We start from the raw sequence: 24,754 nt of genomic DNA, 5'->3' as shown, positions 1-24,754 counted from the left end.
GATTTCGATCGCACCAAGGGAGGACTGAAATGAAGATCTTGAGGACGACTTCCGTGCTCGCGGCGCTCGCCGCCAGCCTATCGTTCGGCACCACCTTCGCCTCGGCAGGCGAAGTGGTGTGGTGGACCCCGAACTTCAACGAAGCCCGGGCCCGCGAACTGGTCGCCCAGTTCCAGGAAGCCAACCCAGACATCACCGTGCGGCTCGAAATCACGGTAACCGACGGGCTGCCGCAGCGCATCCTGACCGCGCTGCAGTCCGGCGCAGCGCCCGACATCATCGACGTGCAGCATGGCTGGGTGAACGGCTACGCACAGAACAATCTCGTCATCCCGCTCGACGACGTGGTCGAGGAGGGGCGCGATGACTACGTGCCCGCAGCGCTCGACTATGTGAGCTGGAACGATCAGGTCTGGGGCGTGCCCTATCGCATCGAGACCCATGCCATCATCTACAATCGCGGGCATTTCGAAGATGCCGGCCTTGATCCCGACGCAGTCCCCGAGACCTGGGACGAGTTGGTGGAAACCGCGACCGCGCTGACCGGCAATGGCCGTTCGGGCTTTGCCATCACCGGTGGCGGGGAAGTGGGCAACACCATCTTCCGCTCGCTGCCCTTCATCTGGATGAATGGCGGCTCGATCGTCTCGGACGACCTGACGCGCGCGACCGTGAACGAGCCCGAGGCCGTCGAGGCGGTGAAGTTCTATACCGACTTCTTCACCAACGGCCTCTCGCCGGCCTCGACCCTCGAGAACGACGGCACCGCCAACCGGCGCCTGTTCATCGCCGAGACCGTCTCGATGTACCAGTCGGGCCAGTTCGACGTGCCCTCGATTGCCGCCGAGAATGCCAATATCGACATCGGCGTTATGACCATCCCGCACCCCGAAGGGGCCGAGACGGCCGCGATCCTGGGCGGCTGGAGCTTCGTGGTTCCGCGTGATGCGCGCAACCCCGACGAAGCCAAGGTGTTCCTCGAATTCCTCCAGCAGCCCGAGAACATGGGCATGTTCACGGACACCTTCCCGGCCCGCACCTCGGCCATGGACCTGCCTCGGTTCGACGATCCGATCCTGCAGGTCTTCAAGGAAATGCTGCCCTATGGCCGGCCGGTGCCGATCCATCCCAACTGGGTGCAGATCACGCAGGCCTATTTCGACGGCATCCAGCGCATCCTGCTCGGCGAAGACGTGCAGGCGGCAATGGACGATGCAGCCGACGAGATCCAGGCACTGCTCGACAGCTAGTCTCCTCCCGAACTTGCCCGGGGCTTCGGCCCCGGGTCTTTCCCATTCGCCCGCCCCGGAGGCCATCCATGGTCCGCCAATCGACAGGCCTGTTGTTCGTCCTGCCCGCGCTGGTCGTCCTGGCCATGCTGATCGCCTATCCGGTTTTCTATACCGGCCTGCTGAGCGTTACCGACCAGCAGGGCGCCTTCGTCGGCACCAATAATTTCGCCGCCGTGCTCGGCGCGCGCGCCACCCCGCAGGCGTTCTGGAACACGCTCTGGTGGGTCGGCGGATCAATCGTGTTCCAGGTGATCCTCGGCGTCGCCACGGCGGTGCTGCTCAACCAGAATTTCCCGGGCCGCGGCATCGTGCGCTCGGTCACGCTCATCCCCTGGGTCATTCCCGGCATCGTCGCCGCCACCACCTGGGCGTGGATGTTCCACACCGAATTCGGCATCATCAACTACATGATGACGGCGCCCGGCCTCATCGAGGCGCCGATCGGCTGGCTCTCCAATCGCGATACCGTGCTCCCGGTCATGATCGCGATCAATGTGTGGAAGCTCTTCCCCTTCGTCGCCATCATGGTGCTCGCGGGCCTTCAATCGATCCCCAATGACCTCTACGAGGCCGCGCGTGTCGATGGCGCGAATTTCTGGCACGAGGTCTGGCACATCATGCTGCCGCAGGTCCGGCCGGTGATCGTTGCGGTGACCCTGCTGCTCGTGATCTGGGGGCTGAACTCCATCACCATCATCTACGCCATCACCCGCGGCGGCCCGGCCAATCTGACGCTGATCACGCCGATCCAGATCTTCCGGCTCGCCTTCGAAAGCTTCCAGTTCAATCAGGCGGCGGCGCTCAGCGTCATCTTCTTTGCGGTCACCATCGTGGTCGTCTTCATCTACATCCGGTACCTGGCGTCCTCGCCCGCGGAGGCAAAATGAGCTCCCTGACCACGACCGACACGCCCACCCGCACCGGGCTCGGCATGCCCTTCATCATCGTCGGCGCGATCGTGCTGGTGCTCGTGTGCCTCTTCCCCTTCGCCTGGATGGCGCTTTCATCGGTCAAGACGCTGGGGGAACTCTACACCGTTCCGCCCATCTGGTGGCCGGCGAGCCCGACCTGGGAGAATTACCGGACGGTGCTCTTCGAGAGCAATATCCCGCGCTATTTCCTCAATTCGGTGATCATCTCGGTGGGGTCGACCGGGCTGGCCCTGATCCTGGCGATCTTTGCGTCCTACGGCTTTGCGCGCTTCAACTTCCGCGGCAAATCCTGGCTGCAGAGCTTCGTCCTGATCGGCCAGCTGCTGCCCACTGCCGCGATCATCGTGCCGCTCTTCATCACCCTGCGCGTGCTCGGGCTGGTCAACACCTTCTGGGGGCTGATCCTCGTCTACATGATCATCACCCTGCCGCTCTCGGTCTGGATGCTGACGAGCTATTTCAAGGCCATTCCGGTCGAACTGGAAGAGGCCGCGATCATCGACGGGGCGAGCCGGCTCGGCGTCCTCTTCCGCATCACGCTGCCGCTTTCCCTGCCCGGCATCGTCGCGGTGCTGGTCTATGCTTTCGTCACCACCTGGAACGAGTTCATCTTCGCGCTCTGCTTTGCGACGGACTCTTCGGTCAAAACCCTGCCCATCGGGCTCGCCGAGTTCTCGACCGAGTTCAACACCGACTGGGGCGCGGTCATGGCCGCGTCGGTCGTGATGACCGTGCCGATCGCGATCCTCTTCTTTTCCATGCAGAAACTCTTCGTCGGTGGCCTCACCGCCGGCGCCACGAAAGGTTGACTTGATGGCCCAGACCACCACCATTCCCCGCCTCGGGCTCGGCACCTATGGCCGTACCGGTCCCGAAGGTCTCGATGCGCTGTTGAAGGCGATCGAGATCGGCTATCGCCATCTCGACACCGCCCAGAGCTATGGCACCGAGGAGAATGTCGGGGAGGCGGTCAAGCGCTCCGGCCTCAGCCGGTCCGAGCTTTTCGTCACGACCAAGGTTGCCGACACGAACCTCGAGGCAACCCAGTTTCTCCCGAGCGTCGAGAAGAGCCTCGAAACCCTGCAGCTCGATCATGTCGACCTGCTGCTCATCCACTGGCCGTCGGCCCGTGATCAGGTGCCGTTCGAGGTCTACATGACCGGGCTCGCCGAAGCCAAGGCGCGCGGCTGGGCCAAGCGGATCGGCGTTTCGAACTATCCCATTGCTGATCTCGAGCGGGCCGACCCCATCGTCGGCAAGGGCGAGATCGAGACGAACCAGGTCGAGATCCATCCCTATCTGCAGGCGCCGCGGCTGCGCGATCATGCTCGCAGCAAGGGGCTGACGCTCACTGCGTACATGCCGCTCGCCAAGGGCAAGGTCAGCGCCGACCCGGTGCTGGGTGAAATCGCTGCGACCCATGGGGTGACGGCGGCGGCCATCTCACTCGCCTTCCTCATGGGGGAGGGCCACATCGTCATTCCCGCCTCGGGCAATACCGAGCGGCTTCACGACAATTTCGCCGCGCGCAACGTAACGCTCAGCGCCGACGAGACGGACGCGATCCGGGCGCTCGACCGCGGCGAACGCATGATCAATCCCGAAAAATCTCCCAAGTGGGACGACTAGGAGCAAGCCAATGGGTGCCGTCACCATCAGGGATGTGCGCAAGAACTATGGCAGCGTCGCCGTCATCCACGGCGTCTCCATCGATATCGCCGATGGGGAGTTCGTCATTCTCGTCGGGCCCTCGGGCTGCGGGAAGTCGACGCTGCTGCGGATGATCGCCGGGCTCGAGGCGATCAGCGGCGGGGAGATCGATATCGGGGGCAGGGTGGTCAACAATCTCCACCCCAAGGAACGCGATATCGCCATGGTGTTCCAGAGCTATGCGCTCTACCCGCACATGACGGTCGAGCAGAACATGGGCTTTTCGCTCAAGCTCGGGAAGGTCTCCAAGGAAGAGACGCGCAAGCGGGTCACCGCCGCCGCGCAGATCCTCGGGCTCGAGCCCTATCTCCAGCGCTATCCGCGCAATCTTTCGGGCGGGCAGCGCCAGCGCGTCGCCATGGGTCGCGCCATCGTGCGCGATCCGCAGGTGTTCCTCTTCGACGAGCCGCTCTCCAACCTCGATGCCAAGCTGCGCGTGCAGATGCGCTCGGAAATCAAGGCGTTGCACCAGCGGCTGAAGACCACAACCGTCTACGTCACCCATGACCAGATCGAGGCCATGACCATGGCCGACAAGATCGTCGTGATGCATGACGGCATCGTCGAGCAGATCGGAACGCCGCTCGAACTCTACGACCGGCCCGAGAACATGTTCGTCGCAGGCTTCATCGGCTCGCCGGCAATGAACTTCCTGCCCGGCCGGATCGACCAGGGGGCCTTCGTCGCCGACGACGGCACGCGGATCCCGCTCAATCCGCTGCCGCCCGCTGCCGAAGGCGCGCGGGTGACGCTCGGCATCAGGCCCGAGCATTTCCGGCTCGATCCCGAGGGCATCGCCGCCAAGGTCGTGACCATCGAGCCCACCGGCTCAGAGACCCAGGTCTCCGCTCAGCTGGCAGGGCAGGACATCGTCGGAGTCTTCCGCGAGCGTCTGTCCACCGCTCCGGGTGCCGATCTCAGGGTGAGCCTCGATCTCAACGCGGTCCACCTCTTCGATGCAGCCACCGGCAAGCGGCTCGTCGCCTGAACGTCCCGGCCGGGCACGGGCCCGGCCACAACCCTATTTCGGAGACTATCGATGACCCACACGCCAGGCATCACCCGGCCGGACCGGGCGCTTGTCGAGGCCCTGGCCCAGGTCGGCACCGCCACCGCCACGGGCGAACTCAGCCTCATGGGCATTCGCAACGCCCAGATCCGCGGGCCGCGCGCCTTCACCACCGGCAAATGCGTCGCCGGTCCCGCGCTGACGCTCCAGTTCATGCCCAAGCGCGAAGACATCTTCGGGGCCAACGAGTATGAGGAGCCCGAGCTCCAGCTCCACCGGCACGTGCTCTACCACACCGAGCCGGGCGACATGGTGGTCGTGGATGCGCGCGGCGACATGGACAGCGGCATTTTCGGGGAGATGATGCTGACCTACTTCAAGGGCAAGGGTGGCGCGGGCGTCGTCATCGACGGCTGCATTCGTGACAGCGCCAAGGCGCGCGAGCTCGACCTGCCGATCTGGGTGAAGGGGGTGACGCCCAATTTCCATGCCCAGACCAACATCATCCCCTTTGGCGTCAACTGCCCGATCGCCTGCGGCGATGCGCTGGTCATGCCCGGCGACATCATCATCGCCGATGATGACGGCGTGGTGGTCGTGCCCGTCGCCATGGCACCGGCCCTGCTCGAACGGGCGAGCGAGCACGTCGAGTGGGAAGAATTCGCGCGGATCCGCCTCTCCGAGGGCGGGGATCTGCGCAAATATTATCCTCTCACCGAGGAAGTGCAGGAAGAATACCTCGCCTGGCGCAAGGCGCAGGAAGAGGCAATGGGTCGCCCCTGACGCGGGGTGACGGCCAGAGCGGAATCGGGGATAGTCCGGCCAGTCCGGAGGAAGGAAACTCTATGTACAAGACCCTCAACGGTTCCGCCCATCCGCTTGCGCCCGCCGAAATTGCCGTCAAGGCCATGCCCGAGGATGAGCGCGTCTGGGTGCCGCAGGCGGACAATGTCTGGTTTCGCCCGCTCATGCTCAACACCATGGTCGGGCAGTGGTGCAATCTGTTGCGCGTCCGTCGGTCGGGCGTCCTTTCGCGGCACCTGCACCCCAACCCGGTCCATGGCTATGTCATTGCAGGAAAATGGTATTATCTCGAGCATGACTGGGTGGCCGACACCGGCTCCTATGTCTTCGAGCCTCCCGGAGAGATCCACACCCTGATGGTGCCGGAGGACTGCGCGGAGATGATCACCTTCTTCAACATCACCGGGTCCATGGTCTATCTCGACGCCGATAACCGCCAGATCGGCTATGAGGACGTATTCACCAAGATCGACATGTGCCGCGCCCATTACGACAAGGTCGGGCTCGGCGCCGACTATGTCGACCAGTTCGTGCGCTAGCCGATGAGCACCGATTATCGCTGGGCCGCGGACTGGTACCGCGGCCGGACGGTCCTCGTGACCGGGGGTACCTCCGGCATCGGGCTGGGGATCGCGACGGCTTTTGCGCTTGCCGGCGCAAACGTGGTCGCAACCGGGGTGAACGCCGCGGAAATCGACGCGATCGCGCCGGATTCGCCGCTGCGCGGGCAGCGCCTCGAGACGCTCGATGTTCGGGACGGGGAGGCGGTCAAGGCGCTGCTGGGCACGTTCGACACGCTCGACCATGTGGTCAATTGCGCCGGGATCATCCGGCGGGGCGCCGAGCTCGAGCCGGACGTCTTCGACCAGGTCGTGGACATCAACCTCAATGGCACGATGCGCATCTGCGCGGCGGCGCGCCCGCTTCTGGGCAAGTCCCAAAACGGTGCCATCGTCAACCTGGCCTCGATGCTCTCGATCTTCGGTGGCGGGCTGGTGCCGGGCTATTCGGCGAGCAAGGGCGGGATTTCCCAGCTGACCAAATCGCTCGCGATCGCCTACGCCGCCGAGGGCATCCGGGTGAATGCCATTGCCCCGGGATGGATTGCGACCCCGCTCACCGCGGCGCTTCGGGAGGACGAGGACCGCTCTCGGGTGATCCTGGGGCGCACCGCGCTCGGGCGCTGGGGCACGCCGGAGGACCTTGCGGGCGCGGCGCTCTATCTCTGTTCGCCCGTCGCGGCCTTCGTCACCGGCACGGTTCTGGTCGTGGATGGCGGCTATTCCATCACCTGAGCGAAGCGGCTAAGGGAACGGCCCGAACTCCGGCGCGTTTGCGCTCCACACCGACGGGCAGTGCATGATCTCCGTAGCCTCCTATAACATCCGCAAGAGTGTCGGCACCGACTGGAAGCGGCGACCCGAACGCATCCTGTCGGTGATCTCCGAAGTGGGCGCTGATATCGTTGCGTTGCAGGAGGTGGATCGCCGCTTCGGCAGCCGGGCGACTTCGCTCGAAACCGACCTCATCGAGGCGGAAACCGACTACACCCCCGTGCGGTTCAGCCTGCGCGACCAGAGCCTCGGCTGGCATGGCAACGTCATCCTCGTGCGCAAGGGAATCGAGGTGATCGACAGCCGGCGGCTCGTGCTGCCCGCATTCGAGCCCCGCGGCGCGGTGCTCGCCGACCTCTCGATCTCCGGCTTTCGGCTGCGCGTCATCGGCATGCATCTGGGCCTGATCGGGCTATGGCGCAAGCGCCAGGCGCAGGCGGTGCTCGACCAGCTCGAGGCGCTCGAGGAGACCCTGCCGACCGTGATGATGGGCGACCTCAACGAGTGGACCACCGAGGGCGGGTGTCTGGCGCATTTCTCGCGGGATCATCACGTCGTGGCGCCGGGCCCGAGCTTCCATGCGACGCGGCCATTCCTGACCTTCGATCGGATCATCACCTCGATCGACCTCGCCGTGCCCGAAGCGGGTGTCCACACGTCCCCGCTCGCGCGGCAGGCTTCCGACCATCTGCCGGTCTGGGCGCGGCTCCACCATGAAGGACCGGCCGCTGCCCGCCTGCGCGAGGAAATCGCGCGTGGACATTGACGTCGGGGCGCATGAGGGAAGCCGAGCTGTCGGCGCATTCACCGACCCCCACCCAACCTCCCCCTGAAAGGGGGAGGAGCCGGCCGGTGCTTGTCGCCGGCCCCACCGTACCCCGATCCGTTCCTCCCCCTACAAGGGGGAGGTTAGGTGGGGGGCCTGCCAGCCCATCGCCAAACCGCGAGCTCGCGGCCCCTCATCCGTCTCGCGCTTTGCGCGATCCACCTTCTCCCACGTAGGGGAGAAGGAAGGGACGAGGGGGCCAGCGCAAGCGCTATTTCGCCCACATGCCCCGCATCTGCGCGCCTAGATCGATCCGCACGGGGCCCGGTGCCAGCCCTTCAATGGCGGCGGGCTTTACCGGTGGCCAGAGCATGTCCTCGAAAAGCGCGAGCATGGAGCGCGAGATGAAGCGGCTGCGCTGGGCGTAGACGTGCCGGTCGCCATAGGCGCTTTGCTGATGCACGAAGAAGCGCTGCGGGGTGATAAGGTGGAGCTCGTCCTTGGCGCGCGTCATCGCGACGTAGAGGAGGCGGCGTTCCTCCTCGATCTCCTCGCTGGTCCCCGTTCCGAGATCTGACGGCATGCACCCATCTACCACGTTGAGAACATGGACCGATTTCCATTCCTGGCCCTTGGCCGAATGGATGGTCGACAAGATGAGATAGTCTTCGTCGAGCAGCGGAACGCCGGACTGGTCGCTCGTCGCATCCGGCGGATCGAGGGTGAGATCGGTGAGGAACTTCTCCCGCGAGGGATAGCCCGAGGCGATCTGGCACAATTGGAGGAGATCGGCCTCCCGCATGGCGGCGTCTTCATAGAGGCCGTCCATCAGCGGGATGTACCAGGCGCGCGCGTGATCGAGCTCGAGCGGCCAGCCCGGGCGGCCCCGCAGCGTGCCGACCAGCGCGGTGAGAGCGGGCCAGCCTTCGCCGGCCCGGGGCGGGGGCGGGGCCTCGACGAGCTCGAGGAGCGGGTCCGCTGCGCCTGCCATCGCGTCGAGCATCCGACCGGCAGAGGCCGGGCCAACCCCCGGCAGCAATTGGAGAATTCGGAACCCGGCGACTCGATCGCGGGGGTTTTCGACCCAGCGCAGGAGCGCCAGCAGGTCCTTGATGTGGGCGGCGTCGAGGAATTTGAGGCCGCCGAACTTGACGAAGGGAATGTTGCGGCGCGTGAGCTCGATCTCGAGCGGGCCCGAATGGCTCGAGGTGCGAAAGAGCACGGCCTGTGACTTGAGCACGGTCCCGGCCTCGCGGGATTCCAGAACACGTTCAACGACATAGCGCGCCTGATCGGCCTCGTCGCGGACCGTGACCAATGCGGGACGCGGTCCGTTTTCGCGCTCGCTCCAGAGGTTTTTGGTGAAGCGTTCCCGGGCTTCTCCGATCACGGCATTGGCCGCAGCGAGGATCGGCTGGGTCGATCGATAGTTCCGATCGAGCGTGACGATGCGCGCCTGAGGCGTAAAATTTTGCGGAAATTGCAGAATGTTGCGCACAGTTGCAGCGCGGAACGAATAGATCGACTGCGCATCGTCCCCGACCACCGTCAATCCGCTGCCCAGAGGCTTGAGGGCGAGGAGGATCGATGCCTGCAGCCGGTTGGTATCCTGGTACTCATCGACGAGGACGTGATCGAACCGCTCGGCGAGCCCGGCCGCGATCTGCGGGGCCGACATCATCGCGGCCCAGTAGAGGAGCAGGTCGTCATAATCGAGGACGTTCTGGCGCTGCTTGGCCGCAACGTATTCGGCAAAGAGGGTGCGCAGCTCGGCCTCCCACATGGCGCACCATGGGAAATTGACTTTCAGCACTTCGGCCAAATCGGTCTCGGCGTTGACGACCCGCGAGTAGATCGAAAGGCAGGTGCCCTTGGTGGGGAAGCGGGACTTCGCGGCCGAAAAGCCGAGCTCGTGGCGGACGAGGTTCATGAGGTCCGCCGAATCCTCCCGGTCGTGAATGGTGAAGGCCGGATCGAGCCCGATGAGCGGAGCATGCTCGCGCAGGAGCCGGGCGCCGACGCCGTGGAAGGTGCCCGACCAGTCGAGCGCCCCGGCCATTGCCGCTTCGCCCGTGCCCAGGACGCGGCCGCAGATGCGCTCGACCCGACGGGTGAGTTCCTGCGCCGCGCGGCGCGAGAAGGTGAGAAGCAGGATGCGCTGCGGCGCCGCGCCGTTGACGACGAGATGGGCGACCCGGTGCGCCAGCGTATTGGTCTTGCCCGACCCGGCACCGGCGATGACCAGCAGCGGCCCGCACGGGCTGCCGACGCCATGCTCGACCGCGTCGCGCTGGCCGGCATTGAGGGCGTCGAGATAGTCGGGCGTGGCGAGCAAGGCGAATCTCTGCGGGGGTTTGATCCGAGCAGAACATGTTTCGCGTTTTGTTCGCAACCGGCATGCGCTTGCGGCATGCGGGCGCAGGACAGTCTGCGCCCTTGCAGGAGAGCGCCTGGTCTGCCCATTCTATGTGCACAGCGGGCCGGAACGTCGGTCCCCGGCGTCAGCCGACCCGCCAAACGCGGGGTGCCGCCATGTTCATGGGGTTCAGCGCCGAGCTTCTGGCGCGTTTCCAGTTCGCCTTCACAGTCTCCTTCCACATCATTTTCCCGGCGTTCTCGATCGGGCTGGCGAGCTATCTGGCCATGCTCGAAGGGCTCTGGCTCTGGAAGAAGGACCCGATCTACCTGAGGCTTTTCAATTTCTGGAAGGTGCCCTTTGCCGTGACCTTCGGCATGGGCGTCGTTTCGGGCATCGTGATGAGCTACCAGTTCGGCACCAACTGGGCGGTTTTCTCCGACCGGGCTGGGCCGGTGATCGGACCGCTGATGGGCTATGAGGTGCTGACGGCATTCTTCCTCGAGGCGGGCTTCCTCGGCATCATGCTGTTCGGGCTCAACCGCGTGGGGCCGCGGCTCCATTTCGTCGCGACGCTGATGGTCGCGATCGGTACGCTGATCTCGGCGACCTGGATCCTCTCGGCCAATTCCTGGATGCACACCCCGCAGGGCTTCTCGATCGCCGAGAACGGCCAGTTCGTGCCCGAGGACTGGTGGGCGATCATCTTCAACCCGTCTTTCCCCTACCGGCTGACGCATATGGTGCTGGCGGCCTATCTCACCACCGCCTTCATGGTCGGGGCGACGGGCGCCTACCACCTGCTGCGCGACAGGACCAACCGCCAGGCGCGGATCATGTTCTCGATGGCGATGTGGATGGCGGTGATCGTCACCCCGCTGCAGATCGTCGCCGGAGATCTGCACGGGCTCAACACGCTCGAATACCAGCCCGCCAAGGTCGCGGCGATGGAGGGGCATTATAAGACCCATGAGGGCGGCGCGCCGCTCATCCTGTTCGGCATTCCCGACGACGAGAACCAGGAGATCCGCAACACGATCGAGATTCCCCGGCTGGGCTCTCTGATCCTTACCCATTCGCTCGATGGCGAAGTGCTCGGGCTCGATGCCTTCCCCGAGGACGAGCGCCCGCCCGCCGCCATCATCTTCTGGACCTTCCGCATCATGGTGGCGATCGGGTTCGCCATGCTCGGGGTGGGGCTCTGGTCGCTCTGGCGGCGCTGGCGGGGCAAGCTCTTCGAGGATCGCCTGCTGCACCGGGCCGTGCTGCTGATGGGCCCGTCGGGGTTCCTCGCCGTGCTCGCAGGCTGGTTCACGACCGAAATCGGGCGGCAACCCTTCACCGTCTATGGCTACATGCGGACCTCGGAAAGCCTTTCGCCGGTCGATGCGCCGGCGGTCGGCACCTCGCTCATCGCCTTCATCATCGTCTACTTCATCGTCTTCGGGGCCGGCACGTTCTACCTCTTCCGCCTGATGCGCCGGCCGCCCGATGCGGACGACCACGAACTGGACAAGGGCCCGACCCGTACTGCCGGCATCACCCCGGGACCCCATCAGGACACGCCTCTGGAGAGCGGCCATGGAGCTTGATCTCGCGTTCATCTGGGCCGGCCTCATCGCTTTTGCGGTGCTGGCCTATGTGGTGCTCGACGGGTTCGATCTGGGCGTCGGGATCCTCTTTCCCTTCTTTCCGGAGGCCCATGACCGGGACGTGATGACCAATTCGGTCGCCCCGGTCTGGGACGGCAACGAGACCTGGCTGGTGCTGGGGGGCGGGGGGCTGATGGCGGTCTTCCCGCTGGTCTACGCCACGGTGCTTCCCGCGCTCTACATGCCCATCATCCTGATGCTGCTCGGGCTCGTTTTCCGCGGGGTGGCGTTCGAATTCCGCTGGCGTACCAATCGCTGGCGGACAGTCTGGGACTGGGGCTTCACCATCGGCTCGATGATTGCCGCCTTCATGCAGGGCATCGCGCTCGGGGCGCTCGTGCAGGGCATTCGGATCGAGAACCGTGCCTATGCCGGGGACTGGTGGGACTGGCTGACCCCGTTCAGCCTGCTGACGGGTCTCGCCGTCGTCGTCGGCTATGCGCTGCTCGGCGCGTGCTGGCTCAACCTCAAAACAACAGGCGAACTGCAGGCCCATGCCCGGCGCATCGCCATGGCGACCGGGGTGGGGACGCTCGGGCTGATCGGCGTGGTCAGCCTCTGGACGCCCTTCATCAACACGCTCTATTTCGAGCGCTGGTTCGCCTTCCCCCAGGCGTTCTTCTCGGCGCTGGTGCCGGCAATGCTGGCCGTGTGCGCTTTCGGGCTCTGGCACGGTCTGACGCGGGACAAGCACCTCCAGCCCTTCCTTGCGGCGCTCGGCCTCTTCATCCTGAGCTTCGTGGGGCTCGGGGTGAGCTTTTACCCCTATATCGTGCCCGGATCGCTCACCATTGCTGAGGCCGCGGCGCCGGAATCCTCGATGGCGTTCCTGCTGGTGGGCGCGGTGGTGCTGATCCCCGTCATCCTCGCCTACACCGGTTACGCCTATTGGGTGTTCCGCGGCAAGATCGACCCCGAGGAGGGGTATCACTGATGGCCACCGGCAGCAGGGGTTCGCAGCTTTTGTGGTTCGTCGGGCTCTGGATCGCCGGGGTGGCGACGATCACGCTCGTGGGGCTCGCGATCAAGCTGGCGCTCGGGGCCTGATCAGGCAGCCCGGGCCGCCGCGACTATGGGGGGGACGGCGCTGGCGAGGCTCGAGGGCGTGTCGCCGGTGACGATCACCCCCAGAAGTGCTGCGGCAACGCCTGCGCCCTTGAGCCGCGCCATGTCGGCGGGCACGAATTTCTTCTGGCTGGGCGCGATGACGGGAATGCCGGCCCTCTCGACGACGCTCCGATAGGCGGCGACGTCTTCGTCGGTCAGAGGCTTGCCATAATCGGCAAAGCGCGTGATCGAGGCTTCGACCATGGCGCCCGGAATGGCGGCGATGGTTTCGAGGTCCGCGTCGGTGCTGGAATCGGCGAGGGCCGGCATGGGGCGCAGGCGGCTTTGCAGCATGTGGGGCTGCATGTGCGCGAAATAGACGTTGAAACCTTCAAAGCCGAGATCCGCGAGCGCCTCGAGTTCTTCCGGGCTCGGCAGGGTTTCCTGCCCGGCCATGACGAGGAGGGGCAGGCCGAGCGTCGCGAGCTCTTCGAGGAACGGCCGCTCCTCGGTAAAGGAGCCGAAACTGACCTTGCCGGCACGGTGGTAGGCGTTGAGATGGATCTTGAGCGCATCGACGCCGGCGTCCTTTGCCGCGCGGGCGAGCGCCATGTCGTGGCGCGCGAGCGAGACGATGACGGGAAACCTGCCGCCGGTGATGGCGCGATAAAGGGGCGTATCGGGGTAATCGGGCATGGCAAACTCGCTCAGTTGAGACGCGCGCCGGTCTCGGCGTCGAAGAGGTGGATGGCCTCGAGATCGGGCCGGATGTGGAGCGTGTCGCCGGGCCGGGCCTTCACCCGCTCGCGGAAGACCGCGATGATCTGGTGTTCGCCGAGCATGAGGGTGACCTGGGTCTCTGGGCCCATCGGCTCGACGAGGGTGACAGTCGCGGGGAGGCCGTCGGGCGCGAGCGCGAAAGCTTCGGGTCGCGCGCCGTAGACCGCGCTGCGTTCCCCGGCAGGAAGCCCGGCGGGCAGGGGCAGGGTGACGCCGGCCGCCACGAAACCGCCAGGCGTGATCCGCCCGCCGATGAAATTCATCGCCGGCGAGCCGATGAAGCCGGCGACGAACTGGTTGGCCGGCCGGTCATAGAGATCGAGCGGGGCGCCGACCTGCTCGACGCGCCCGGCATTGAGCACGACGATCTTGTCGGCCATCGTCATGGCTTCGACCTGGTCGTGCGTGACGTAGATCGTCGTGGTCCTGAGCCGCTGGTGCAGCCCCTTGATCTCGCCGCGCATGACGACGCGCAGTTTCGCATCGAGATTGGAGAGCGGTTCGTCGAAGAGGAAAACCTGCGGGTTGCGCACGATCGCGCGACCCATGGCGACGCGCTGGCGCTGACCGCCCGAGAGCTGGCGGGGATAGCGATCGAGCAGCGCCTCGAGCCCGAGAATGTCGGCGGCCCATTTTACACGCTCGGCGATCTGGGCTTTGGAGGTCCCGCGATGTTCGAGCGAGAACCCCATGTTCGTCGCGACGGTCATGTGCGGGTAGAGCGCATAGTTCTGGAAGACCATCGCGATGTCGCGGTCCTTGGGCTCGAGGTCGTTGACGACCCGGTCCCCGATCGCGATCTCGCCATCGGTGATGGTTTCGAGCCCCGCGACCATGCGCAGGAGCGTGGACTTGCCGCACCCCGAGGGGCCGACGAGGACGACGAACTCGCCATCGGCGATATCGACGTCGACGCCGTGGATGACGGCGGTCGCGCCATAGGATTTGCGGACATCGGTGAGTGTGACGGAGGCCATGGGTGAATTCCTCTCAGCCCTTGAGGCCGGTATGGGCGAGCCCTTCGACGAACTGCTTCTGGGCGATGATGAAGACGATGAGGACGGGCAGCGCCGTCATCGAGGCGGCCGCCAGCTGCACGTTCCAGAGCGCGCCGCCATAGGCGTCGGTGAACTGGGTGAGCGCCTGGGGCAGGGTGAACCTGTCGGGCGAGGAGAGGAAGACGATCGGCTCGAGATAGAGGTTCCAGCTATGGAGGAACGTGAAGATCGCGACCGCGGCCAGCGCCGGGCGGGCGAGGGGGAGGGCGATGGTCCAGAAGATCTTGAACCGCCCCAGCCCATCGACGCGCGCCGCTTCCTCGAGCTCCACCGGCAGCGCGATGAAGAACTGGCGCATGACGAACGTGGCGAACACCGACGGCGCCCCGAAGATCGGCACCAGCACCAGCGGCCAGTGCGTGTTGATCATCCCCCAGGAGAGGAACATCTGGAAGAGCGGCACGATGGTGACTTCGGACGGGATGAGGAGCCCGAGAAGGACCACCATGAAGAGGAGGTTCGCGCCCGGAAACCGGATGCGCGCGAAGGCGTAGCCGGCCATGGAGGAGAACAGCATGGTGCCGATGGTGACGAGCGCGGCGATATAGGCCGAGTTCCAGTATTGCTGGGCGAAGGGCTGCAGCTCGAACACCCGCCCGTAGGTGGTGAAATCGAAGCTGCGCGGTATGATGTCGGGCGGGAAGGCGAAGATCTGGCTGATCGGCTTGACCGACGAGGTGACCATCCACCAGGTCGGGAAGACGAACGGGATGAGCAGCACGCACATCAGCCCGTAGACAAGCACCTTGGTGCGCGGGGCGAGCTCAGTTTTCATAGAACACGATCTTCCTGCGCATCTGCCACTGGGCGAAGGTCAACACGGCGACGATCACGAAGAGCAGGATCGAGAGCGTCGAGCCGTAGCCGAAGAGGTGGAACTGGAACGCCTGCTGGTAGAGGTAATAGACGAGCACGGTGGTCGAGATGCCCGGTCCGCCCTGGGTGAGGACGGCGATCTGGGCGAAGACCTGCAGCGATCCCACGATGGTGATGATCGAGGTGAGGAGCACGGTCGGGCTGATCAGCGGCAGGGTGATGCGGCGGAACTGCTTGAAGGGGCTCGCGCCATCGACGCGGGCGGCTTCGTAGAGCTCTCGCGGCACGCCCTGGAGCGCGGCGAGGAAGAGGATCATGTTGAGCCCGACATTCTTGAACACCTGCACAACGATGACCGAGATCATCGCGGTGGTCGGGTTGCGCAGCCAGTTGGGGCCCTCGACGCCGATCGCGGCCAGCATGCCGTTGATGCCGCCATTGTTCTGGAGGAGGAAGCTCCAGACGATCGTCCAGGCGACGAGCGAGACGACGACCGGCGAGAAGAAGAGCGTGCGGAAAATGGTGATGCCGGCGAGCTTCTGGTTGAGGAGCACGGCGAGCAGGAGCGCGAGGCTCATGTTGAGGACGACGAGGCCGGCCGAGAAGATCGCCGTGGCGCCGAGCACGCGGGGCAGATCGCGGTCGGTGAGCAGGCGCTCGTAATTCTCGGTGCCGATGAAGCGGAAGGTCGAGGCCAGCACGTTCCACTCGTGCAGCGAATACCAGAAGACGAGCCCGAGCGGGATGAGGACGAAGAGCGTGATCCCGGCAAGCTGCGGGGCGATGAACAGATAGCCCGCCGCCGCGTCGCGCCGCTCCATCGTCCAGAACGGGCGCTTGCGCTTTTCGCGCACTGCCATCGATGTGGCGGAGGAAGTCACCGGGGTATTCTCCATCGCGTGGGGGGTCGGCACCGGGGCAGGGCCCCGGCGCCTTGGGTGATGGCCTCAGAGGAGAGAGCCGATCCGGTCGCAGACCGAAGCGAGCACCGCTTCGACGTCCGCATCGGGCGTCCAGAGCGCGTCGAGTTCGGCGCGGACGGTCTGCTGGATCTGGGCGAACCCTTCATGGCCGGGCAGCACGACGCCGTTGGTGATGCCGGCGATGACGACGCTCTCCAGCTGCTCGGGGCTGAGCAGCGGATTGGTCAGCCCCAGCGTCTCGGCGGTGAGGAGGCTCGCCCTGGCCGGCGGGAAGAACTGCGCGAGCTTGCGGCTGTTTTCCGGATTGGTCATGAAGGCGAGGAAGTCGGTGGCGACTTCCGGATTGGCGCCATTGGCGAAGACGCCGATGCCGGCCTGGCCGATCACCGCATATTCGCCGGCAGGTCCGGCGGGCAGGGGCACGAGATCCCAGTCGAAGGCGTCATCGCCCTGCGGCAGCAGGGAGGCACGCGAGATCTGCGTGATGGTCATCGCCGCGTCGCCTGCGAAGAAATCGACGCTCTCGCCCGGCCCAGGCATCGCACCGGTCTCGAAGATGGCGTTGTGGATGAAGCTCATCGCGTCGACCATGGGCTGGTCGGCAAAGGTGCAGGTGTCGCCGTCCTCGCTCCAGGGCGAGGCGCCCCAGCCGCGCCAGATCGAGGCGAGGTTCTGCCAGATCTGGTAGTTGAAATCGCGCACGATGAGCCCGTCATGGCCGGCATCGGCAACTGCGGCAGCGATCGCGATGGCGTTGTCCCAGTTCCATTCGCCCGCCGCGATGAGCTCCGCCGGGGTCTGCTGCCCCGCCTCGGTGATGAGGTCGTTATTGGCGAAGATCGCGAAAGGCGAGGTCGAGAACGGGTAGGCGTAGAGTTCGCCATCGGACGACCAGAGGGCGGTCGCCTGTTCGGTGACGTCGTCGAGCTCATAGCCTTCTGCCGCCGCGAAGCTCTCGCGGAGCGGGGCGAGGGCGCCCGAATTGACGAAGTCCGCGGCCGTCGTCTCGAGGATCCAGGCGAGGTCGGGCGGGTTGCCGCCGGCGATCTGGGTCGTCAGCGTCGTCGTGTAGGTGTCGAAGGGCAGGGAATCGAACGTCACGGTGACGTTCGGGTTCTCGGCCTGGTAGGCGGCGGCGATCTCGTTGAACATCGCCAGATGCGCTTCGTTGGCGCTCCAGATGGTCATGCGCAGATTGACTGTGTCCTGCGCCCAGGCATTGCCGGCGAACGCCAGCGGGACGATGAGCGCAGCAAGCGCCGTCGCCGATTTGAGGCGGGTAAGATGGTTCATGGTGGTCCTCCTTTTTTTGATCGTCAGTAGCCGCGGACGTCGGGCCAACGGGTCTCGACGCCTTCGGTGTAGAGCTTGGTCTGGAACTGCTCGAGCTGCCGGTCGTCGGCCTGCACGGCATGGGGCGTGGTGCCGTGCTCGAGGCAATGGGCGGCGAGCAGGCCGGCCACTTCCCCGATGTTCCATTCGACCGGATGGAGCCGGTAGCAGCCATTGGTGATGTGGGTGGTGCCGATGGTCTTGCCGGCCGGGATGAGGTTCTTCATCCGGCGTGGCAGGAGCGCGCCGAGCGGGATCTCGAAGGGGCAGGAGCCCACATCGATGTAATTGTCCCCGCCCGTCGAGGGGTGCAGGTCGATCCGGTACATGCCGACCCCGACGCTGTCGCGATAGTTGACGGCGCCCGCCTCGCCCCGCACTTCGAGCGACAGATCCTGCTCGACGACCGTCGTGACGGCACGGATGCGGCGGCTCTCGCGGATATAGGGGGCCATGGCGAGCCCGTGCTCGGTGCCGGTGATGTCACCGCGCAGCCTGAGGCCCGGGAAACCCTGTCCGCCATCGACGCGCGGCGCCTCGGTCTGGAGCCAGTAGAAGACCGAGCAGGAGAGGTCGGCGGCCGCCGAGAGGTGCCGCTGGTACTCGTCCTCGGGGATGTCGATGATCGGGGCTTCGAAATAGTCGATCATCGGCCAGTTGACGAGGCATATGTCGGACGCATAGGCACCCTCGACGAAATTGCGCCGCGCGGCGATGCGCCGGAAGGTCCAGAGATTGCCGTCGCCGGGATTGCGCCGCTGGTCGGCATCGACGAGCAGCGGATCGTCGTCCGGATTGGGCGTGAAGCTGCGCTCGGTGATTTCGAGCGTGCGGGGGTGGGGGGCCTTGAACCCGATCAGCGGACCGCCCCAGAATTCGGGCTGGTAGGCCTTCCAGAAATCATAATTGCGAGGCTTGTCGATGACGTGATTGCCATCGACGTGGTCGACCGCAAAGCAGATCGAGACGGCCTGCTGGTTGTGGGGCTGGGCTTCGGACGGCGCGCTCGGCTCGCCCGTCTCAGCCTGGCTCTCGAAGCCGGTGACGTATTCGGTGCCGGTCATCGGCAACAGATCGCCGAGTTCGGTCGCATCGATCACATAGGGCGCCGACGCCACGATCTTGTCGCCGCTGTCGCGATGGCGCAGCGTGACCGAGCGGACGGTGTCGCCATCGGTTTCGGCCGACACGGGCTTGTAGGGCTGGAGGAGGGTGAGCTTTTTCGCCCCGATAAAGGGCATCAGCATCGCCTGCATGACCGCGAGTGAAACGCGCGGCTCGTGGCAGAGCCGGCTGACCCAGCCCGCGCCGGGATTGAGATCGCCCCAGTTCCGCGAGCGCTCGGTTAGCGGGTAATGGTCGCGATAATACTGGCGGACGCCCCGGCGCAGCGCCTGGTAGGAGCGGGTGACGCCGAACTGCTCGACCCAGGAATGCTCGTCGGGCGGCACGGCCTGGCTGGTCAGCTGCCCGCCGATCCAGTCATACTCCTCGCTCATGATGACGCTGTGCCCGTTGCGCAACGCCCCGAGGGCCGCCGCGACGCCCCCCAGTCCACCGCCCACGATCAGAATATCGGCTGCCAGTTCTCTCACGATCGGTCCTTGTTCTCGTTGTGGCCGAGGGTCTGGCCCTCGACGGGTTCGCATTGGAGCAGCACTTGCCGCTCGCCCGGCGTGCCTTCGAGCAGGCCCGCCAGCATCGAAGTGGCGCGCCGGCCCATCTCCTCGCGCGGGATCGCGTAGGAGGTGAAGACCGTGCCGGTATGGCTAGGGCGCAGATGACTGCCGAGCACGACGATGGAAAAATCGCGCGGGATAGAGAGCCCGCGCGCTTCGGCGGCGCGCTCGACGAGCACCGCATCGGCGAGCTCGGTGAAGAACACGGCCGTCGCCCCGGAGGTGTTGATGGTGTCGAGCGTTTCGACCGGATCCTGCGCATCGGCCGGCACATGGGCGGCGAGGGTCGCGCCATCGAGTGCGCCGGAAAATCCGCGCCAGCGATCGGCGGTGGCCTCTGGCCCGGAGCCCGGGCCGACATAGCCGAGCCTCTCGTGACCGCGTGCCCGGGCGAGGGCGACGAGCGCGGCGGTGGCCGCGACGTAGTCGGCCCCGACATAGGGAACGGGCCCTCCGGCATCGTCACGACGACCGATGGCGACGAACGGGAAATCGCCGGCGACCAGCCGGGCGAGCTCGTCGCGATCGAATTCGCGACCGAGCACCAGGCACCCGTCCGCCAGCCGGAGGCGATTGCTCTCGTGGAAGATCTTCTTGTGGGGGCCGCCCGAACCGGCCGTGAGCAGCAGCAGGTCATAGCCGAGCCGCTGGGCCTCCTCCTCGATGCCGAGGAGGAAGGGCGTGAAGAAGTCGGCCTGCGCGCTCGGAAAGGCGGGTTCGTAGGTGAAGACCCCGAGGATATTGTTGCGGCCCCGAACCATTCGGCGGGCAACGGGGTCGGCGACATAGCCGGTGTCGCGGATGGCCTTGTTGACGCGCTCGCGGGTCTCCTCGGGAATGCGGCCACGCGCGCTCGGCGCGCCGTTCAGGACGAGCGAAACGGTCGCCTGGCTGACCCCGGCAATGCGGGCGATGTCGCGTTGCGTCAGACGTTTGGACACTGCTCACCTCCCTCATCCCGCCGTTGATCGGCTTGTTAATACGTATTAGCAGCTGGGCATATTACGATCATCGGCGCCTGCCCTTGTCAAGGGGGTGATAGGGGGAGGTGTTCACGGTGTTGAAAAAGGGGTTGCGGGCGCACTGCCGAGGACGGCTAATCGCGCCATGACCCGCACGCTTCGTTTCATCCTCGGCGACCAGCTTTCCCGCAGCATTTCGAGCCTCGACGGGCTCGACAAGGACGCCGACGTGGTGCTGATCGCCGAGGTGATGGAGGAGGCCCTTTATGTGCGCCATCACAAGCGCAAGATCGCTTTCCTGTTCTCGGCCATGCGGCATTTCGCGGAAGCTTTGAGGGCGGAGGGGGTCACGGTCGACTACCGGCGGCTCGACGAGGAAGACGGAGCCAGGGATTTCACGACGGCGCTGTCGGACGCCATCGCCCGGCACCAGCCCGAACAGGTGATCGTCACCGAGCCCGGCGAATATCGCGTGCTCGCGATGATGCGGGACTGGGCAGAGACCATGCCCGTCCCGGTGCTGATCCGCGAGGACAGCCGCTTCATCTGCCCGCCCGACATCTTCGCGCGCTGGGCGGAGCGGCAGAAGAGCGGGCTCACCATGGAGTATTTCTACCGGGAGATGCGGCGGCGGACCGGCCTTCTGATGGAGGGCGACAAGCCCGTTGGCGGCGCCTGGAATTTCGACGCCGAGAACCGCAAGCCCCTGCCGGCGCGCATGGATTTGCCCGCGCGGCCGGCCTTCGCGCCCGATGCGGTGAGCGAGGATGTGCTCAGGCTCGTGGAGGCGCGGTTCGGGGAGCATTTCGGCAGCCTTGCCGACTTCGCCTATCCGGTGACGGCCGAGGATGCGGAGCGGGCGCTCGACTGGTTCATCGAGAATGCCCTGCCGCTTTACGGGGATTATCAGGATGCGATGCGGCAGGGGGCGCCGCTGCTCTTTCACTCAAACCTCTCGGCGCTGATCAATGCGGGCCTGCTCGACCCGCTTGACTGCTGTCGGCGCGCGGAGGCGGCTTTCCGCGCGGGCGCTGCGCCGCTCAATGCGGTCGAGGGCTTCATCCGCCAGATCATCGGCTGGCGCGAATATGTCCGCGGCGTCTACTGGCTCAAAATGCCCGGCTATGGCGAGCTGAATGCGCTCGAGGCCCGGCGGGAGCTGCCCTGGTTCTTCTGGAGCGCCGAGACCGAGATGAACTGCCTTGCCCAGGCGATCGGGGAGACGCGCGACCACGCCTATGCCCACCATATCCAGCGGCTGATGGTGATCGGCAATTTCGCGCTGCTCGCGGGGCTCGATCCGCGCCAGGTGCAGGAATGGTATCTCGTCGTCTATCACGACGCCTATGAATGGGTGGAGATGCCCAATGTGGTCGGCATGATCCTCCATGCCGATGGCGGGTATCTGGCCTCAAAGCCCTATGCGGCGTCGGGGGCCTATATCGACCGGATGTCGGACTATTGCCGGGGCTGCCGCTATGACGTGAAGGCCAAGGCGGGGCCCGATGCGTGCCCGTTCAACTATCTCTATTGGGATTTCATCGCTCGGCATCGCGAGCGGTTTGCCCGCAATCACCGCATGGGCGTGGTGCTGAAGAACTACGAGCGCATGAGCGCCGAGCGCAAGGCCGAGATCGAGAGCGACGCAGCGCGCTTTCTGGGCGCGCTGCGCTGAGAGGCCAAATCAGGCCTTGGCGAGGGCCTGGTCGATATCGGCGAGGATATCGTCGATGTGCTCGATGCCGACCGAGATGCGCACCAGATCCTCGGGCACGCCGGCGCGGGCGAGTTCCTCGGGATTGAGCTGGCGGTGCGTGGTGCTCGCGGGGTGGCAGGCGAGGGACTTGGCATCCCCGATATTGACCAGCCGGAAGATCATCTCGAGCCCGTCGATGAAGCGCGCGCCGGCGTCGCGCCCGCCCTTGATGCCGAAGCTGACGATGCCTGAGGCCTTGCCGCCCGAGACGCGCTGGCACACGGCGTTATAGGGGCTGTCGGGGAGGGCCGCGTAGTTCACCCAGCTGACCTTGGGGTGAGATTTCAGATGCTGGGCGACGGCGAGCGCATTCTCGCAGTGGCGCTCCATGCGCAGCCCGAGCGTCTCGAGGCCCATGAGGAAGAGGAACGCGCTGTGCGGGGAGAGCGCAGCACCGGTATTGCGCAGAGGCACGACGCGGCAGCGCCCGATGAACGCGGCGGCCCCGAGCGCCTCGGTGTAGACCACGCCGTGATAGGAGGGATCGGGCTCGTTCAGCACTTTGAAGCGGGCCTTGTTGGCCACCCAGTCGAACTTGCCCGAATCGACGATGATGCCGCCGATCGAATTGCCGTGCCCGCCGATATATTTGGTGAGCGCATGAACGACGATGTCTGCGCCGAGTTCGAACGGGCGGCAGAGCCAGGGGGTGGCGACCGTGTTGTCAACGATCAGCGGCACGCCGTGGCGATGGGCGATCTCGGCGAGCTTATCGATGTCGACGACGTTGCCTGCCGGGTTGCCGATCGATTCGCAGAAGACTGCCTTGGTGTTCTCGTCGATCAGCCGGTCGAAGGCCTCGTAATCATCGCCGGCGGCCATGCGCACTTCGATGCCCTGGCGGGGGAAGGTGTGCATGAAGAGGTTGTAGGTGCCGCCATAAAGCTGGCTGACGCTGACGATGTTGTCGCCCACTCCGGCGATCGCCTGGATGGCATAGGTGATGGCCGCCATGCCCGAAGCGACGGCGAGGCCGGCAATGCCCCCCTCCATCGCCGCGACGCGCTGTTCGAGCACGTCGGTCGTGGGGTTCATGATGCGGGTGTAGATGTTGCCCGGGACCTTGAGATCGAAGAGGTCCGCGCCATGCTGGGTGTCGTCGAAGACGTATGAGGTGGTCTGGTAGATCGGCACCGCGGCAGCCTTGGTGGTGCCTTCGGGCGTGTAGCCATGATGCAGGGCAAGCGTTTCGAGCTTCATGGGGCGTTCCCTCCTTTTGTGATTGGGTTAGAGGGGTACGCCGGGTCGCACCGCGCCGCAAGGGGGCGTAGGGCAACTCAGCGCGGCCGACGCGCGACCAGCGGCAGGGCGAGCCCGAGCCCCAGAATGCCGATGGCGACCATCACCCAAGAGAGCGGCACGACATCGCCGATCGAGCCGAGCACGAGCCCGCCAAAGGTGACGCCGCCGAAATTGGCGGTGCTCCACCAGGTGAGGACGCGGGCGCGGTAGGCCTCGGCCACTTCGAGCTGCACGATCATCTGGCAGCCAATGCCGACGACGGTGGTGGTGAGCCCGAGGAGGCAGAAGACGATCGCCATCTGCACCGGGTTGGCCGAGAGCCCGACGAGCACGATGAGGAGTGTGGTGACCGGCAGGAGGAATTGGGCGAGCCGCGCAATCTGGGCGGTGGTGGGGGTGAGGATGCCCACGCCCATGGCGGCCGCGAGGGCGCCGAGCCCGCCTGCCGAAGCGATGATGGCCAGATCGCTGCTCGTGCCTGAGAGAATGCCGCCGACGACGGCGGGCATGATCTCGAGGGCGCCACGGCCGATGGTCGCCGACCAGACGACGATGGCGAGGCACCAGCGGATCAGCCGGTCGTTGAGCGCGTAGGAGAGCCCGTCGCGCAATTGCGCGCCGAGCGAGGATTGGACGCGCTCGATCTGCGGGCGGGTGATGAGGGGAAGGACGGCGATCACCGCGACGATGGGCAGATAGCTGACGGCATTGACGATGAAGGCAGGCGGGAGGCCGGCCGCCGCAATGAGAAGTCCGGCGAGCGCGGGGCCGATGACGCGGGAGAGGTTGAAGGCGACCGCCATCAGCCCGACGGCGCTCGGCAGGAATTGGCGCGGCACGACTTGCGTGACGAGGACGAGACGGACCGGATGATAGAAGGCGCCGATCACCCCGAGCACGAGGGCGAGCGCAGCCACGGGGAGGATCGAGACCCCCGGCGTGATGGCGAGGTAAAAGAAGATCGCCGAGACGATCGCCATCGCGACGTTGAGGATGACCGAGACGCGGCGCATGTCCCAGCGCTCGGCATAAACGCCGATGACCGGACCGAGAAGCCCGACAGGCGCGGTTGCGGCCACGGCGACGAACCCCGTCCAGAAGGTGGATTCGGTCAGCTCCCAGGCGAACCAGCCGAGCGCGACCTTTTCGAACCACATGCCCATGAACGAGACGAGGCCCGCCCCGAAATACCAGCGGAACGGCCCGTGGCGGAAGGCGGACTGATTGACCGGGGCAATGGCCTCTTCGCTCATCCCTGCGCTCCGGGGGCAGGACGGCGAGGCGTGCCGATCAGGGCCGTATGT

At 65.7% G+C, this 24,754-nt stretch carries 22 protein-coding genes; 12 read left to right on the top strand and 10 right to left on the bottom strand.

The window, feature by feature from the left end; translation table 11 throughout:
• The first annotated feature begins 29 nt into the window (after window positions 1-29).
• The 9 genes from EMQ25_RS16620 (at window position 30) to EMQ25_RS16580 (ending at window position 7,847) form a co-directional block, all read left to right on the top strand.
• Window positions 30-1,250 carry an ABC transporter substrate-binding protein gene (locus EMQ25_RS16620; RefSeq protein ID WP_127189729.1) on the top strand — a complete coding sequence of 407 codons (1,221 nt, stop codon included), beginning with the start codon at window positions 30-32 and terminating at the stop codon, window positions 1,248-1,250.
• Window positions 1,251-1,318: 68 nt separating this feature from the next.
• Window positions 1,319-2,179 carry a carbohydrate ABC transporter permease gene (locus EMQ25_RS16615; RefSeq protein WP_127189728.1) on the top strand — a complete coding sequence of 287 codons (861 nt, stop codon included), beginning with the start codon at window positions 1,319-1,321 and terminating at the stop codon, window positions 2,177-2,179.
• A complete protein-coding gene (locus tag EMQ25_RS16610) occupies window positions 2,176-3,033 on the top strand; it encodes a carbohydrate ABC transporter permease (RefSeq protein ID WP_127189727.1) in 858 nt (285 codons plus the stop codon). The genes EMQ25_RS16615 and EMQ25_RS16610 overlap by 4 nt, the downstream gene beginning before the upstream one ends.
• 4 nt (window positions 3,034-3,037) lie before the next feature.
• Entirely contained in the window at window positions 3,038-3,853 is an 816-nt protein-coding gene (locus EMQ25_RS16605; protein WP_127189726.1) for an aldo/keto reductase, read from the top strand.
• Between the two features lie 10 nt (window positions 3,854-3,863).
• Complete coding sequence (locus EMQ25_RS16600; protein WP_127189725.1) at window positions 3,864-4,922, top strand: ABC transporter ATP-binding protein; 1,059 nt, start codon at window positions 3,864-3,866, stop codon at window positions 4,920-4,922.
• A 51-nt stretch (window positions 4,923-4,973) separates the two neighbouring features.
• Window positions 4,974-5,726 (top strand): RraA family protein, encoded by a 753-nt coding sequence (locus EMQ25_RS16595; RefSeq protein ID WP_127189724.1) that lies wholly within the window; start codon window positions 4,974-4,976, stop codon window positions 5,724-5,726.
• Between the two features lie 62 nt (window positions 5,727-5,788).
• The gene (locus tag EMQ25_RS16590) at window positions 5,789-6,286 is read left to right on the top strand and encodes a 2,4'-dihydroxyacetophenone dioxygenase family protein (protein ID WP_127189723.1); all 498 of its coding nucleotides are present in this window, start codon (window positions 5,789-5,791) and stop codon (window positions 6,284-6,286) included.
• Between the two features lie 3 nt (window positions 6,287-6,289).
• Entirely contained in the window at window positions 6,290-7,042 is a 753-nt protein-coding gene (locus EMQ25_RS16585) for an SDR family NAD(P)-dependent oxidoreductase (RefSeq protein ID WP_127189722.1), read from the top strand.
• A 64-nt stretch (window positions 7,043-7,106) separates the two neighbouring features.
• On the top strand, window positions 7,107-7,847 hold the full coding sequence (locus EMQ25_RS16580) for an endonuclease/exonuclease/phosphatase family protein (protein ID WP_127189721.1): 741 nt from the start codon (window positions 7,107-7,109) through the stop codon (window positions 7,845-7,847).
• A gap of 271 nt (window positions 7,848-8,118) precedes the next feature.
• Here EMQ25_RS16580 and EMQ25_RS16575 read toward each other — a convergent pair whose 3' ends face one another.
• Window positions 8,119-10,182, bottom strand: coding sequence for an ATP-dependent helicase (locus tag EMQ25_RS16575; protein WP_192895688.1), 2,064 nt, complete (start codon window positions 10,180-10,182; stop codon window positions 8,119-8,121).
• Between the two features lie 197 nt (window positions 10,183-10,379).
• On the opposite strand from EMQ25_RS16575, the gene EMQ25_RS16570 reads away from it, so the two are divergent.
• On the top strand, window positions 10,380-11,795 hold the full coding sequence (locus EMQ25_RS16570) for a cytochrome ubiquinol oxidase subunit I (RefSeq protein WP_127189720.1): 1,416 nt from the start codon (window positions 10,380-10,382) through the stop codon (window positions 11,793-11,795).
• Window positions 11,785-12,789, top strand: coding sequence for a cytochrome d ubiquinol oxidase subunit II (cydB, locus tag EMQ25_RS16565; protein WP_127189719.1), 1,005 nt, complete (start codon window positions 11,785-11,787; stop codon window positions 12,787-12,789). The genes EMQ25_RS16570 and cydB overlap by 11 nt, the downstream gene beginning before the upstream one ends.
• A gap of 113 nt (window positions 12,790-12,902) precedes the next feature.
• Here cydB and EMQ25_RS16560 read toward each other — a convergent pair whose 3' ends face one another.
• From EMQ25_RS16560 to EMQ25_RS16530, 7 genes are all read right to left on the bottom strand, one after another.
• Window positions 12,903-13,598, bottom strand: a complete 696-nt coding sequence (locus EMQ25_RS16560; protein ID WP_127189718.1) for a hypothetical protein — start codon at window positions 13,596-13,598, stop codon at window positions 12,903-12,905.
• A gap of 11 nt (window positions 13,599-13,609) precedes the next feature.
• The gene (locus EMQ25_RS16555; RefSeq protein ID WP_127189717.1) at window positions 13,610-14,659 is read right to left on the bottom strand and encodes an ABC transporter ATP-binding protein; all 1,050 of its coding nucleotides are present in this window, start codon (window positions 14,657-14,659) and stop codon (window positions 13,610-13,612) included.
• A gap of 13 nt (window positions 14,660-14,672) precedes the next feature.
• Complete coding sequence (locus EMQ25_RS16550) at window positions 14,673-15,515, bottom strand: carbohydrate ABC transporter permease (RefSeq protein WP_127189716.1); 843 nt, start codon at window positions 15,513-15,515, stop codon at window positions 14,673-14,675.
• Window positions 15,505-16,416: a carbohydrate ABC transporter permease gene (locus tag EMQ25_RS16545; protein ID WP_127189769.1), complete on the bottom strand. Its 912-nt coding sequence runs from the start codon at window positions 16,414-16,416 to the stop codon at window positions 15,505-15,507. The genes EMQ25_RS16550 and EMQ25_RS16545 overlap by 11 nt, the downstream gene beginning before the upstream one ends.
• Before the next feature lie 87 nt (window positions 16,417-16,503).
• Entirely contained in the window at window positions 16,504-17,772 is a 1,269-nt protein-coding gene (locus tag EMQ25_RS16540) for an ABC transporter substrate-binding protein (protein WP_127189715.1), read from the bottom strand.
• 23 nt (window positions 17,773-17,795) lie between these two features.
• Window positions 17,796-19,406: an FAD-dependent oxidoreductase gene (locus tag EMQ25_RS16535; protein WP_192895687.1), complete on the bottom strand. Its 1,611-nt coding sequence runs from the start codon at window positions 19,404-19,406 to the stop codon at window positions 17,796-17,798.
• Window positions 19,403-20,431, bottom strand: a complete 1,029-nt coding sequence (locus tag EMQ25_RS16530; protein WP_127189714.1) for a LacI family DNA-binding transcriptional regulator — start codon at window positions 20,429-20,431, stop codon at window positions 19,403-19,405. The genes EMQ25_RS16535 and EMQ25_RS16530 overlap by 4 nt, the downstream gene beginning before the upstream one ends.
• A 166-nt stretch (window positions 20,432-20,597) precedes the next feature.
• Between EMQ25_RS16530 and EMQ25_RS16525 the strand changes: the two genes are divergently transcribed.
• Window positions 20,598-22,127 carry a cryptochrome/photolyase family protein gene (locus EMQ25_RS16525; protein ID WP_127189713.1) on the top strand — a complete coding sequence of 510 codons (1,530 nt, stop codon included), beginning with the start codon at window positions 20,598-20,600 and terminating at the stop codon, window positions 22,125-22,127.
• 9 nt (window positions 22,128-22,136) lie between these two features.
• On the opposite strand, the gene EMQ25_RS16520 is transcribed toward EMQ25_RS16525, so the two are convergent.
• The gene (locus tag EMQ25_RS16520) at window positions 22,137-23,408 is read right to left on the bottom strand and encodes an O-acetylhomoserine aminocarboxypropyltransferase/cysteine synthase family protein (RefSeq protein ID WP_127189712.1); all 1,272 of its coding nucleotides are present in this window, start codon (window positions 23,406-23,408) and stop codon (window positions 22,137-22,139) included.
• Between the two features lie 77 nt (window positions 23,409-23,485).
• A complete protein-coding gene (locus EMQ25_RS16515; RefSeq protein ID WP_127189711.1) occupies window positions 23,486-24,703 on the bottom strand; it encodes an MFS transporter in 1,218 nt (405 codons plus the stop codon).
• Between the last annotated feature and the right edge of the window lie 51 nt (window positions 24,704-24,754).

Source organism: Arsenicitalea aurantiaca (assembly GCF_003994485.1).
GTDB classification, from domain to species: Bacteria; Pseudomonadota; Alphaproteobacteria; order Rhizobiales; family Devosiaceae; genus Arsenicitalea; species Arsenicitalea aurantiaca.
Note: the sequence above shows the minus strand (reverse complement) of the source record. Positions and strands in the feature narration are given on the sequence as shown.